The following is a 12,331-nucleotide window of genomic DNA, read 5'->3' as shown; positions in this document are numbered from 1 at the left end:
AAGTAACACCCTGTTTTACCTTAAAATATTAGAATCTATAAATAATGTAACAACGAGCTAGGACTCACCTCTTAGCTCCCCCTACACAAAGGACTTACACCATGAAAAAATTAGCGACTCTTATTTCTGCTGCTCTTCTTTCTACAACAGTATCTGTGTCTGCACAGGTGCAAGATACAATGGCAATCGTTCTGTCTACATTGAACAACCCATTCTTTGTAACCATGAAAGATGGCGCAGAAGCGAAAGCTGAAGAGCTAGGCTACAAGCTTATCGTTCTGGATTCTCAAAACGACCCAAGCAAAGAGCTGTCGAACATTGAAGATCTAACCATTCGTGGTGTTAAGGCAATCCTGATCAACCCAACAGATTCAGACGCCGTGTCTAACGCAATTCGCATGGCTAACCGTTCAAACATCCCAGTACTAACACTAGACCGTGGTGCAAGCCGTGGTGACGTAGTAAGCCACATCGCTTCTGATAACGTAATCGGTGGTGAAATGGCAGGTCACTTCATCATGGAAAAAGTGGGCGAAAAAGCGAAAGTAATCCAACTTGAAGGTATTGCTGGTACTTCTGCAGCTCGTGAACGTGGTGAAGGCTTCATGAATGCAGTAAACGGCAGCGACCTTGAGCTTCTTGCAAGCCAACCTGCTGATTTCGACCGTACTAAAGGTCTGAACGTAATGGAAAACTTGCTTGCTGCTAACCCAGATGTACAAGCAGTATTTGCTCAAAACGATGAAATGGCACTAGGTGCACTTCGCGCAGTTCAAGCGTCAGGTAAAGACGTAATGATCGTTGGCTTTGATGGCACTGAAGACGGCATCGCTGCTGTTAACCGTGGCCTACTTGGCGCAACGGTTGCACAACAGCCTGATCTAATCGGTTCTCTAGGTATCGAAATGGCAGACAAAGTACTGAAAGGCGAAACAGTAGACGAGTACGTACCAGTACCTCTAAAAATCATCGCTAAGTAATAGTTACTAGGTAACGCGATATAAAGCAGGGGTCCCCTATCCCCTGCTTTGCTTAACTCATCAGCCCATTAGATCACTGACTTAACATAAAAACTAAACCCGACAGTGCATCGCTGTTTCTCATAAGCCGCTAACAAGGCGAGTAATCAACACCATGAGAAAGACCCATGCATTTTCAAATACGATATATCATAAGGCTCGTATCATGACTCAACTGATTGTTTTAGGTAGCGTTAACGCTGACCACGTACTGCAAGTTCCTTCGTTCCCTCGTCCGGGTGAAACCTTGATTGGCGGTAACTATCAGGTCATCCCTGGCGGTAAAGGCGCAAACCAAGCAGTCGCTGCTGCGCGATTAAACGCAGATATCGGCTTCATCGCCTGTGTCGGTGACGACCCATTCGGCATCAACATTCGTCAAGACTTCGCTAAAGACGGCATCAACATCGACGGTGTTATCGTGGCAGACAACACGCCAACTGGCATCGCGATGATCCAAGTATCCGCAACGGGTGAAAACAGCATCTGTCTTTCTGCAGAAGCTAATGACAAGCTGACTTGCGACCAAATCGAACCACATCTAGAGAAGATTCGCGGCGCTAAATACTTGCTGACTCAGCTTGAAACGCCAATTGAAGGCATTGAATACGCTGCGAAAGTAGCAAAAGAGAGTGGCACGCAAGTCATTCTAAACCCGGCTCCTGCTCGTCCATTATCGGATTCACTGCTTGCTTGTGTTGACGTGATTACACCGAACGAAACTGAAGCAGAAGTGCTGACAGGCATTACCGTGACGGACAACGCGTCTGCTCATCAGGCTGCGTTGGCTCTGCATGCTAAAGGCATCGAAACGGTAATGATCACGCTAGGCGCGAAAGGCGTTTGGGTGAGTCATCGTGGTCAAGGTAATGAAGCTAGCGAAGGTGAATTAATCGCAGGCTTCCGCGTTGAAGCTACGGACACAACCGCTGCTGGTGATACTTTCAATGGCGCATTAGTCACAGGCTTGCTTGAAGACATGCCATTAGAACGCGCGATTAAGTTTGCTCACGCTGCCGCTGCCATTTCAGTGACTCGCTTTGGCGCTCAAACGTCGATTCCAAGCCGTGCTGAAACCGATGCGTTTTTGGCAGAACAACTGTCGGCTTAGCTTGATACCTATTTGAAGGGTTAACTCCTGAGCTAAACCGTAGTTAACGGATGTAAGCCTTCAAATTCGGCAACAACAAATATCAAGCATAAGCCCCTGTTTTCAGGCAGAATATCGCCCAACGTGGAAAAGTGATTCCCACAAGGATTTTATATGGCAACAATGAAAGACATCGCTCGGGTTGCAAAGGTTTCAACGTCTACCGTGAGCCACGTGATCAACAAGTCACGTTTTGTCAGTGAAGAGATTGCTGAGCGTGTTAACAGTGCGGCTAAAGAACTCAACTATGCGCCGTCTGCATTAGCTCGCAGCTTGAAAATGAAGCAAACCAAAACCTTGGGAATGCTAGTGACCACATCCACCAACCCATTCTTTGGCGAAGTGGTAAAAGGTGTGGAACGTCGTTGCTACGAAAAAGGCTACAACCTTATCTTGTGTAACACCGAAGGCGATAGCGAACGCATGAAATCCTCTATCGATACCTTGCTGCAAAAGCGAGTCGATGGCCTGATGCTAATGTGTTCTACCCTTGAAGGCGAACATATCGATGTATTCGAGCGCTACCCAGAACTGCCTGTTGTAGTCATGGATTGGGGCCCTATGTTGTTTGCGAGCGATAAGATCCAAGACAACTCGCACCAAGGTGGCTACATGGCAACTAAGCACTTGATAGATAACGGTCATTCTCAAATTGGTTGTATCACTGGCCCACTGCACCGTAATCAAGCTTCGTCTCGTTATCAAGGCTTCAAGCAAGCAATGGAAGAAGCCAATTTAGAGATCAACCCTAAGTGGATTGTTGAATCCAACTTTGAATGTGACGGTGGTTTTGACTCTTATCAGACATTGAAAACTCGTGGTCAAATGCCGTCTGCCTTGTTCGTCAGTAACGATATGATGGCGATGGGCGTGATTCACGCTGCGGCGCAAGATGGCACATCGATTCCGAATGATCTGTCTATCATTGGCTACGATGACATCCACCTGTCGAAGTACATGACACCCGCGTTAAGCACTGTCCACCAGCCAAAACATCGTTTAGGTAAAACCGCAGTGGATACGCTTTTGAGTAGATTACAAACTCCAGATGCTTATCCGCAAGTCGTTGAACTTGAACCTACTCTTGTTGAACGAAGCAGCGTAAAAGCGCTTTAATACTCGCCACACTCATCACACCGTTGAAAGCTAGCTTATTGAGCTAGCTTATTGAGCTAGCTTTTTTGTCTTTGAAACATAATAACGCCGCTTAATCGCCCCTAAAATGCCGTTAATATGCGAAACTTACACGCTAAAGTATGTATTTACGCACTCAGCAACTATTTGCGCACTTAACGACTAATGATCATCTACACTAACAGTGAATAACAACGACATGGAGAGCGCTGTTTTATGATCGCGGGTTGGTTTGACAATATATCCCTACAGAAAAAGCTATTAGTCAGCTTTTTGATTCCTATCGCTTTGATGCTTATCGTGGCTTTTTCTGTCCATGAAAACACCCGAACGGTTGTAAAAGACAATAATTGGGTTGTACACACACATAAAGCCATCGCTCGGGCTCAAGAACTTCTCAGCTTAACAGTCGACATAGAAACGGCTGAACGTGGTTACTTGATCACGGGTGATCCTGTTTTTTTAGAACCCTACCATTTAGCTCTTGATGTATGGCCTCAAAAACTCCAAACCCTTGCGAATCAAGTGAGTGATAACCCACCTCAAGTAGAACGCCTATATAGAATCGATGATATTCATAAAACATGGCTGAAACAGTCTGGAGAGAAAGAGATCAATCAACGCAGCCTTGTCAATAAAGGCGAAGCTGAAATACAAAGTGTCATCGACCTCACTCAGCAGCAAACCGGAAAAAAATTGATTGATGAGATTCGCCAAGAGATTGCTCAATTCATTGAAATTGAACAACAACTTATTATTACCAGGGTCGAAAAATCGGAGAACTCAGCCAATCAAACCAGCTACATATTAATCCTCGGAACACTGTTTTCCGTGTTCATATCACTCCTTGTTGCTGCGTGGGCGTCAAAGCGTATTAATCGAAGATTACACACCCTACTTGAGGCCACTAACCAAGTTGCCGCTGGCCATTTGGATCAAGGTGCTGCAACTCTGGAATTGAGTTCGAATATAAACACCCAAGACGAAATCGCTCATCTCAAACAAAGCTTTCAAAAAATGACAGACAATTTGATCAGTAATGACAGTGAAATGAGAGCGAAAACTCGGGAGCTAATCGCCGAACGAACCAAAGCTGAAGCCGCAGTAAAAGCTAAGGGCGATTTTCTGTCTACCATGAGCCACGAGATCAGAACGCCAATGAACGGCGTTCTTGGAATATCTCAAATCATTGCAAGCCAGACCCAAGAACCCGAAACAAAAGAGAACATCAACATCATTCTCGATTCTGGTCACCACTTGATGACAATACTCAACGACGTTCTCGACTTCTCAAAAGTCGAAGAAAACAAGCTTGAGCTAGATGTGGCACCCTTTAATTTTGTTCAAGTCATGCAGCCTGTATGCAGCGCTCTAAAACCCTTAGCCGATGAAAAAGGCATTCGCCTGTTGATCGAAAATAACATACCGAAAAACATCCAACTCGTCGGAGACTGTGCAAGGCTACGTCAAATCATGTTCAACTTGGGCGGCAATGCGACCAAATTCACCAAAGAGGGTCATGTGTCCATTCAAGCTGACCTCAATCGCCCCAACAATCAACTGATTCTGACCGTGACAGACACCGGAGTTGGTATCCCGAAAGATAAGCACGAACAGGTATTCAATTCGTTCGAACAAGCAGACACTTCCACAACAAGGAAGTTTGGCGGAACAGGGCTTGGCCTCGCAATCGTCAAGAACCTAGTCAACCTCATGAATGGAGAAATCACATTAACCAGTGCTGTTGGGCTTGGCACAAAATTCCAAGTCTCTCTGCCTATCACATGGCAAGAAAGCAAAGCGAAAGACATCGCAACCCATACAGTCGATGCAGAAACTCTCAGTTATGACTCGTTAAGTATCCTGTTGGTGGAAGATAACCGTATTAATGCCATTGTTGCACAGGGCTTTTGTGAAAAGCTCGGCCATCATGTCGATCATGCAGAGAACGGAAAACTAGCAATTGAACGCCTCAAAACCACTCAATATGACCTTATCTTGATGGACAATCATATGCCTGAAATGAACGGGGTCGAGACAACAAATTACATCCGCGAAAAGCTGAAACTCGATACCTTGATATTCGCTTATACGGCCGATGTATTCCGTGAGGCGCATGACAACTTCATTCAAGCCGGTGTCGACCATATTCTGACCAAGCCTCTGCAGCAAGAGAGTTTCTTCGACGCCCTACAACAGTTCTCAAGTCGATTACCGAAACAAACCGCAGCCGAAGGTTCGAGTGAGAATGAAAATATTGTCGAGCTTCATCGTAAGCCTATTGAAACGCTGAGGTTAACGGAAGAAGAGATCAGCCACTCAGAAGTGATACACATACTGAAAGACGACACGGAAGGGTTCAGCTTACTCATCGACTCAACCATTATTGAGTTCGAACAGTCGGTTGACCGTGTCATCGAATACTATTTAGCGAAGGAGTTGGAGCCACTTTGTCGCACCCTGCACTCCATTAAAGGCATGTCACTAAACTTAGGCCTTAACATGCTTTCTAAGCAGGCATTGGAACTAGAAGTCGAAGCCAAAAATCAACAATTGCCGGATATTGAACGACTGCAAAAGCTGCTCAATCGCCTTATGGTCAATATCCATCAAGCTCAGCGGATGAAAAACGCCCATTCAGTCGAGCATCTGAATCAAATGAACGATCAAGCTTAAGAACGCTTCGCTCCCAAGCTAAAACGCAAGGCTTAATCACCTTGCGTTTTTCGATCTTATACCGCGCTAGTCTCTGTTCTAGCGATTTAACGGTCTATCGGTTTAGCGGTTTAACAGATCGGTGATTTGCTGCATCTCATCTTCAACATCAACGCCATTGTATTGCGGCGCAATCGAGAGATCTTGAATACTCACGGTTTCTACCGATTGCTTGTCGTTAAGTTTAGTCACTAACTCCCCTTTGGGTGAGTAGGCTCGGCTTCCACCACAATAAGTCGCGGTAAACGCATTAACCACATCTTGCCCGAGGCGATTACAAGTAACCATGTGACACCCTTCCTCCAAGGCTCTCGCTTGAGCAATGGCAAAACTATGATGCCCACCGAAGTTGGCAGGGTGAAGAATAACGTCGACCGACTGATACCCTCTCATGATCTCCGGGAACCAAATATCAAAGCAAATCGCGACACCAAACTTTAAGCCTTTGTGCTCAAACGAGAGGCGTTCCTCCCCTCTCGAGAAATACTGCTTATCGAATTTGGTTTGACTGATTTTTCTATATTTGTGTCGTAAACCGGAAGCATCCACAACCACGACGCTGTTGTAATATTGGCCGCTATCTTTCTCGGCAATACCAGCAACAATCAAGGTGTGATGCTTCGCTGCAAGCTGCGTTAATGAATCAATAGTACTGCTGTCGGCGAAGTCTTCAGCCAATTCATGAATTTCTTCAGCCTCATTAAAAATATACCCAGTCGTGAACAGTTCAGGCAGTAAAGTAATATCGCCAACTGACGGCTCCGCTTGCAAAAGATCAGAGACCGAATCTATATTCTTTTGTTTGTTTTTGTATTCAACTTCAAGCTGAATAAGCGTGATACTGACATTATTCAAAATCGAATCCTTGCTAGGTAAAACTTCAAGCTGTAATGCTTCAAGCTAGAGACTAAGAACTAAGAACTAAGAACGAAAGAGTAAGGCAATCCCCTATCGCTTTCTTATTCGCCCGCCAAAGGTTGAAGCAGGTGCACAGTCCTGTACGTATTTTAAACCTGCCTACGGCGCTAATTAAGGCTCTGGTAAAACGGGAGGCGTGCTGTCCATATAGGTTAAGAAATTCACCCACACCTCATGCGTGCGCTGCTTGGTTAACGTCATCTTGCAGGAAAGCGCCATAACCCCTCGAATAGAACCTTCACGCCATTGGGTGTACACAGAATCACAATGTGCTGTCATGTACGCCTGCCAGCTCTCCTGAGCCTTCTTAATTGACGCCACCAGCTCAGCATCGTAAGCATTGTGCTCAAAGCTGACCGCAAGGTATTTATCCAGTTCCGCTTGTGCAGATTCCAACTCAATTGCCGCACAGTGATTGATCTCGATGGTATTCATCGCATTCTCGCAATCAACAACACCTTCGTAGGCCAACGCAGAGAATGAGAAGCACACCGCTATGAGTGCCGATATCAGTTTTGTCATAATCATCCTTTATGCTGCCACCACCAAAACGAATCGTGTCGTGACTTTATTTATTTAAACGTGGCTCAATATTCAGCTCATTCAGCTCATTCAGCTCATTCAGCTCATTCAGCCAGAGCAAATAACAATAAAATTTATCAGGATATAAGCATTTGTTATCCGCATAAATCATCAAAAATGACGCCTCGCCAACTCAAATAAATGAGATAACGCTCAGATTTTGCTGGTAAAACTAGAAAACATATTATTTATATCAATAATTCGTGCCTGCATTCACACTATTAATTATTTATATTGCTACCTAAACGCTAACTTTATAAATTAAATCGAATGCTCACATAAATCGGTAACGCTTCTCCAACTATGGATATCAAGTACCAAAACATTGCCAAGACTTCATTTTACTTTGCCATCTCTTTCTTTTTTTCCATGGCAATGCTCATTCCTTTTACACCGTCTCACTACCAGAATTTAACGGAAGACACATCGAGGCTTGTCGAAACAAGGCTTGAGAGCATTCAATCAAGGTTTGACCTTTTTCTATCAAGCATCACACCGGACCACACTTGCGACTCGATGGTTAGGCAACTTCGCCAAAACGTTTTTGATGCCGATTGGGTAAAAGAAGCGGCGGTATTCAATAAAGACGATCGTTTTTACTGCTCGACTACCGATGGCGAAGTCTCATTTCGCCTGTACAGCACCATCAGGCAGCGACTCAATGACGCCCCGAATTTAACAACCCTGTCGTATTCCAACTCGGCCATCACGCAAGTTCAGTCCATCATGCTCATTTTCTCGAACAAAGAAGATGCCGGAGTGAGCCTGATGATTCCGCCACACTTCATCTATGACCTTGTTGAAACAAACCTCAGCAGCCATGGAATACAGGCCAAAGTTGAAGTGATCAAAAGAGATATCCACCCTACCGATATTGACTCATCAATCGCCAAGGTGCGGATACAATCAAACACCTACCCATTGACCATCACCTCATACATTGGGTATCAGTTTTATCTTCACTTCATGTTGAGTTATTTATGGTTTGGCTTTTTGATGGCCGGAATCACCACCATTATTCTCCTTTCCATCAAGCATAAAAAGCAGAGCCAACGCAGCTTAGAATATTCGCTTTCAAGTGCACTCAAAAACAAACACTTACATGTTCACATGCAGCCTATCGTCAACCAAAACACAACTGAAATTGTAGGCTGCGAGTCGCTGCTCAGGTGGAATGATCCTATTGAAGGCAATGTATCCCCTGCTATTTTCATTCCGCTTGCTGAAAGCTTAGGGTTGATTGAGGAGCTCACCTACTTCGTGCTACGCAAAGTATTAGTGACGTTGAAAAGCAATCAAGACGTGTTCGAATCAAAATACATCAGCGTCAACATCAGCCGCAACGTTGTGTCCAACAGTAACTTTTCTAACAAGGTGATCAGCATCTTTAAAAGACACCCTGAGATTCTCAAACAGGTGGTTTTTGAAGTAACCGAAGATGGTGAATGTTCTGATGCCGACATGGTCAAAATCAGAGGCAACCTAACCAAACTATCGAATATGGGCGTAAGAGTTGCGATTGATGATTTTGGTACGGGCTATGCGGGCTTAGACTTTGTGAGACAATTCCCGTTCAGCATTCTCAAAATCGATCGCGTGTTTGTGAAAAACATATCAGACGAATCAAGCCTTGGTATCCCTTTGCTGGAGTCCATGCTTCAGTTGTCCCGCACCTTAGGTATGCAAGTGATCGTCGAAGGGGTTGAGTACGAATCCCAAGTGAACATCTTGTCTAAACTGGGCGTCGACTATATCCAAGGCTTCTATTTTTATAAACCGATGCCGATAAACCTGACTGTCAGCTTACTCAGGCAGCAGCATTTTGAGTCCGATAACGTTGAGGAACAAACCAACCAGACATTTCCTGTTACATAAGCCACTGAAAAACTGCGAAAGAAAACGCGAAGGCTATGGGTCTCCTTTGATGAACATTTAAATCATCGCATCATTGAATGCATCACAAGGGATATCATGGAAAAGACACTTCAAACCAAACTGGCGACTAGCCTACTACTGCTGAGAATCGGCATTTTTATCGTCTTCTTATTCTGGGGCTTGGATAAGATCCTTGTCCCTGAGCACGCGACAAAAGTACTGTCTGGCTTTTACGGCATCGACATCTCGAACAATGCGATGATGGCTCTGGGTGTCGCGCAGCTCGGATTTTTAGGCGCATTCGTTGTAGGCATGTGGAAAAAGTACACCTACGGAGCCATTTTAGTCCTTCATGCAGGCTCAACCTTTTCCTCTTTTGGAAAATACATGGACCCGTTCAACAACCTACTGTTCTTCGCCTCTTGGCCAATGCTCGCAGCCTGTATCGCAATCTTCTTACTTCGCAATTACGACACTTACAGCGTGTCCAACTAACACAAAGGGCGCCGTTATTGGCGCCCTGTTTGGTTGGGTTGATTCTTATCAACCTAAAATACTCTGTTAGCTGTATGACCCTATTTTACATTTCTATAAGTTACTAGAAACCCTGTCAAACCTATTGAGAGAGCAGCAATACATACTCCCCTCAGTATTGCATCATTGAGATAAGCTGAGTAGAAAAGCATTGCAATAAATGCACTACATGACACCAAAAAAGGTGCAATTGAACGATGGGTAAAACGTGAAGTATCAACCACACTATAACGATCTAGAACCAAATCCAAGAGCAAGAGCATGTGCATAACAAACAAAACATTTAGTACTGGAAGTACCCAGTAAAACCAACTATCTACAGGAAAGCTAAATAGTTGAACAAAGGTAAGGTGAGCCAATATAGAAAACAAAATACTTTTCCAACCATTCGAGCTACTTTGTACTCTAATGCGGTATGTTCGTCGGGCGACAGAAGCAAGTGGTTTGGCTGAAGAAACCCAAATAGCCAACCAAACTATAAGTAATACCATGGTTCAAGAGCCTCTAAATTAAGGTTTACGCAGCTATTCTGAATTAGATATCTAGAACTATTATCCCAAGATATCGACACTTTACGCCTTGCTAAGGTGTGAGCAAACCAATACCTTAGCCTCCGCATAATACCTTAAACACATAAACCAACGCATAGTAAAAATGCCACGTGTTGCGAATCACTCTTAAGCAACTTGTTATACCGCTTGATTGAGGCTAAAATGACCAAAATAAAGACCACTTAAGAGACCTATTAAATGACCACTAGAATTTTAGCCGATGTTGCTGCAAGCATTACTGAGTTGAAAGCTAACCCTATGAAAGTTGCAACTAGTGCTTACGGTGAACCTGTTGCTGTACTGAACCGAAATGAGCCAGCATTTTATTGCGTACCAGCCGAAGCGTACGAAATGATGATGGACAGACTCGAAGATCTTGAACTACTAACTATTGCGAAAGAGCGTGAATCTGAAGAGAGTATTTCGGTAAATATTGATGACCTATAAACTCGACTTTAAAAAGAGTGCACTCAAAGAGTGGAAAAAGCTTGGCTCAACGCTTCAACAACAATTTAAGAAAAAGCTAATCGAGCGTTTAGATAACCCGCATGTTCCGGCTTCAAAACTCTCTGGAGCTGACAACATGTATAAGATTAAGCTGCGCCAATCGGGCTACCGTCTCGTCTACAAAGTTGAAGACGATGTCATCATTGTAACCGTCTTAGCAGTCGGAAAACGCGAACGTAGCGATGTTTACCGTAAAGCTATGAAAAGGTTAGATGATTGATTGCGGTATCAACGAATGACATGGATTCCCCCTACCGAGGATCTGCCACACTTATGTGGTACTTAAATGCATCGGAGGCACCATGTCTGATTATTCTTATTTCTGCGGTATCGACCTAGCTAAAAACCACTTTAGTCTTCATGCCGTAGACCAAAATGGTAAGGTCATACTTCATAAGTCAGTAACTCGCTCTAAACTACTGACTACAATAGCAAATATGCCACTCATGCGTATAGGCGTTGAAGCGTGTGGTGGTGCACATTATTGGGTAAGAACACTCAATAAACTTGGGCATGACGCCCGCATCATGGCCGTTAAATACGTGGTTCCTTATCGAACTAAAGGGAAGAACGACCTTAATGATGCAGTAGCTATCTGCGAAGCTGTTCAGCGACCATCCACTCGCTTTGTGCCCGTAAAATCACCAGAGCAACAAGCCATCCTATCGGTACATAGAATGAGAGAGCATTGGGTTCGTGAACGTACCGCGCTTATGAATCGCATGCGCGCCCTACTTTCTGAGTTCGGGTTGATCATTCCCGTTGGTCGCTCTTCATTGATGAAACAGATTCCCTTAATGCTTGAAGATGCAGAAAATGAACTGCCACATCTCGCAAGAACGGTGATTGCCGATGCTTATCACCACCTTGGAGAGTTGAATCAACGTATCGCCGATACTGAACAAGTCTTCGACTCTTTTGCTAAGGTCAGCGCTAATGTTCAACGAGTGATGAAAGTTCGAGGTATTGGGCCGCAAACCGCTACTGCGATACTTGCTTCGATAGGCAATGGTTCTCAATTTGATAAAAGCCGTGATTTCTCTGCTTGGCTAGGACTCGTACCAAAGCAATATTCCACAGGAGGAAAACCTCGCTTAGGCCGAATAACCAAACACGGTGATAAATACTTACGAACACTATTAGTTCATGGCGCAAGGACCGTGATTGCCAACCTTGGCGACAAGCAAGATAAGTTAAGTCAGTGGTGTCGCGGCGTTCTAGAACGAAGAGGAATGAACCGAGCGATAGTGGCACTTGCCGCGAAGAACGCACGAATTATATGGTCGCTTTTACACAATCAAACCGAATATGAAAACTATGCTGCTTACATAGACAGAACCTTAAGC

General features: G+C 44.4%; 11 protein-coding genes. 9 read left to right on the top strand and 2 right to left on the bottom strand.

Features of this window, described 5'->3' with window-relative positions:
- Positions 1 to 101: 101 nt before the first annotated feature.
- The 4 genes from rbsB to AB4482_RS05370 all read left to right on the top strand — a co-directional run bounded on the left by rbsB (position 102) and on the right by AB4482_RS05370 (position 5,979).
- On the top strand, positions 102 to 980 hold the full coding sequence (gene rbsB, locus AB4482_RS05385; protein ID WP_372175104.1) for a ribose ABC transporter substrate-binding protein RbsB: 879 nt from the start codon (positions 102 to 104) through the stop codon (positions 978 to 980).
- A 205-nt stretch (positions 981 to 1,185) separates the two neighbouring features.
- Positions 1,186 to 2,130 (top strand): ribokinase, encoded by a 945-nt coding sequence (rbsK, locus tag AB4482_RS05380; RefSeq protein WP_017064747.1) that lies wholly within the window; start codon positions 1,186 to 1,188, stop codon positions 2,128 to 2,130.
- 153 nt (positions 2,131 to 2,283) lie between these two features.
- Positions 2,284 to 3,285: a substrate-binding domain-containing protein gene (locus tag AB4482_RS05375; protein WP_372133071.1), complete on the top strand. Its 1,002-nt coding sequence runs from the start codon at positions 2,284 to 2,286 to the stop codon at positions 3,283 to 3,285.
- 234 nt (positions 3,286 to 3,519) lie between these two features.
- Positions 3,520 to 5,979, top strand: a complete 2,460-nt coding sequence (locus AB4482_RS05370) for a CHASE3 domain-containing protein (RefSeq protein WP_372133074.1) — start codon at positions 3,520 to 3,522, stop codon at positions 5,977 to 5,979.
- Positions 5,980 to 6,081: 102 nt separating this feature from the next.
- Here the strand turns inward: AB4482_RS05370 and AB4482_RS05365 are convergent, their stop codons facing one another.
- Positions 6,082 to 6,873, bottom strand: coding sequence for a carbon-nitrogen hydrolase family protein (locus tag AB4482_RS05365; RefSeq protein WP_372133077.1), 792 nt, complete (start codon positions 6,871 to 6,873; stop codon positions 6,082 to 6,084).
- 174 nt (positions 6,874 to 7,047) lie between these two features.
- On the bottom strand, positions 7,048 to 7,458 hold the full coding sequence (locus tag AB4482_RS05360) for a lysozyme inhibitor LprI family protein (protein ID WP_372180633.1): 411 nt from the start codon (positions 7,456 to 7,458) through the stop codon (positions 7,048 to 7,050).
- A gap of 363 nt (positions 7,459 to 7,821) precedes the next feature.
- Here AB4482_RS05360 and AB4482_RS05355 point away from each other — a divergent pair, with 363 nt between their 5' ends.
- The 5 genes from AB4482_RS05355 to AB4482_RS05335 all read left to right on the top strand — a co-directional run.
- A complete protein-coding gene (locus AB4482_RS05355) occupies positions 7,822 to 9,393 on the top strand; it encodes an EAL domain-containing protein (protein ID WP_372180631.1) in 1,572 nt (523 codons plus the stop codon).
- 96 nt (positions 9,394 to 9,489) lie between these two features.
- Positions 9,490 to 9,888: a hypothetical protein gene (locus tag AB4482_RS05350; RefSeq protein WP_017064752.1), complete on the top strand. Its 399-nt coding sequence runs from the start codon at positions 9,490 to 9,492 to the stop codon at positions 9,886 to 9,888.
- A gap of 788 nt (positions 9,889 to 10,676) precedes the next feature.
- Positions 10,677 to 10,925 carry a type II toxin-antitoxin system Phd/YefM family antitoxin gene (locus AB4482_RS05345; protein ID WP_004730320.1) on the top strand — a complete coding sequence of 83 codons (249 nt, stop codon included), beginning with the start codon at positions 10,677 to 10,679 and terminating at the stop codon, positions 10,923 to 10,925.
- On the top strand, positions 10,915 to 11,205 hold the full coding sequence (locus tag AB4482_RS05340; protein ID WP_005377002.1) for a type II toxin-antitoxin system RelE/ParE family toxin: 291 nt from the start codon (positions 10,915 to 10,917) through the stop codon (positions 11,203 to 11,205). The genes AB4482_RS05345 and AB4482_RS05340 overlap by 11 nt, the downstream gene beginning before the upstream one ends.
- An 82-nt stretch (positions 11,206 to 11,287) precedes the next feature.
- Positions 11,288 to 12,331 (top strand): IS110 family transposase (locus AB4482_RS05335; protein WP_372131825.1); only part of this gene is annotated, 1,044 nt, incomplete at its 3' end.

Origin of the sequence: Vibrio sp. 10N.222.55.C7, assembly GCF_041473335.1 — a bacterium.
Classification (GTDB): domain Bacteria; phylum Pseudomonadota; class Gammaproteobacteria; order Enterobacterales; family Vibrionaceae; genus Vibrio; species Vibrio crassostreae_C.
Note: the sequence above shows the minus strand (reverse complement) of the source record. Positions and strands in the feature narration are given on the sequence as shown.